This is a genomic window from Dokdonia ponticola, assembly GCF_042653865.1.
Lineage (GTDB): Bacteria > Bacteroidota > Bacteroidia > Flavobacteriales > Flavobacteriaceae > Dokdonia > Dokdonia ponticola.
Genome location: NZ_JBHSFV010000041.1, coordinates 1 through 1,292, shown reverse-complemented (window position 1 = coordinate 1,292; position 1,292 = coordinate 1). Strand labels below are relative to the sequence as shown.

General features: G+C 33.7%; 2 protein-coding genes. Both read right to left on the bottom strand.

Annotated elements, in window-relative coordinates; all coding sequences use genetic code 11:
- Positions 1–828, bottom strand: an 828-nt coding sequence (locus ACFO3O_RS22515; protein WP_379983067.1) for an ISAon1 family transposase, incomplete at its 3' end; no start/stop codon positions are given.
- Between the two features lie 52 nt (positions 829–880).
- Positions 881–1,234, bottom strand: coding sequence for an ISAon1 family transposase N-terminal region protein (locus tag ACFO3O_RS22510; protein ID WP_379983066.1), 354 nt, complete (start codon positions 1,232–1,234; stop codon positions 881–883).
- Positions 1,235–1,292 lie beyond the last annotated feature (58 nt).

Here is a 1,292-nt window from a genome sequence, read left to right as displayed (position 1 = left end):
GGATTCTGCTGATGCATTTGTGCTTCTATTGATAAAGTAATTTAAGATTGATCGGTAGTTTATAGTTATTGTATTTGCGATGGTATTGAATGCTTTAAATCCTGTTTGTTCTACATTTTTATACCAATGAGCTAGTCTAGTATATGCCGCTTGGATAGAAGTTGCAGTATTGAATATGTTTCTTAATCCTTGTACTAAGTCGTATGCTTTTTTAATGTCTGGGTATTGATCGAACAGTATCTTGGATCTGAGATATTGATTTTGAGTCCATTTATTTGGTGCTTTATAGAGTAGATATCTACTTCTAGCTAAGAGTTGTTTTCTAGTATCTCCATTTGAGAATATTTCAGGTTTAAAATTGATTTGTTTGGTTTTAGCTTGTTTAATTTGTTCATTTTCTAAGTCTATCGCTTCCCATCGATGTTTGATCCTAATATCTTGTAAGGCTTCTAAAGCAAGTTTTTGTACGTGAAAACGATCCGTAACTTGAGTAGCTTTAGGAAAACATTTCTTTACAATCATCTTCATCGAGTGTGCCATATCCAGAGTAACCTCTTTTACTTTACCTCTAAGTGATTTTGGAATCTTAAGTAGTTGTTCTATAATAGGCTCTGCTTTGGTTCCTGCTAGTATGGCTACGATAGCTCCTTTCTTACCTTTAGCTTTTTTATTAGTGATAATGGTATAGAGCTCTCCTTTGGATAGTGCTGTCTCATCAATAGATAGGTATTTACCCATATTTTCTGGAAAGATCAGCCATTGTTTAGCATGAGATTTAGATTCCCACTCTTTAAATTCACTTAAATAATCCCGAAACTGTCGTTGCAATTTCTTGCCATTAACTCCATAAAAACCACCAATGGTATGACAGTCGTTGGGTTTAGTACTGACTAAGTACTTTTAAAAAAGCAGCGAACTCTACGGTCATACGAGTTCCCTGTGTTACTAAATCCCAATCTCTTTGAACAACTTGTTTAGTGGTTTTATCCAACCAACGACGACGTTTGATATGAAGATAAACTTCTTTGCCTCGTAATGGAAAATCTTGAATAGTAATCTCCTTGTGGAATCCGTGAGCAATTAGTATTCGATGTTGCTCCTCTTTAGGAATATCTTTCTTTTCTTCAAAATGCAAATGAAGAACTTTATCTCTTGTCTCATAGGAGACAATTGTAAAATGAGTAATTAATAACTCAGGTAGAATTAACTTTAATAAGTCTAAGGACAGTTCCATTTTTTTTACAAAAATCCAACTTCTATTTTAATTCACACACAACTTTTAGGAATGATCC

What these genes read in the sequence shown, in the direction of transcription:
- ACFO3O_RS22510 (WP_379983066.1), bottom strand. Translation starts at nt 1,234, where the DNA reads ATGGAACTGTCCTTAGACTTATTAAAGTTAATTCTACCTGAGTTATTA.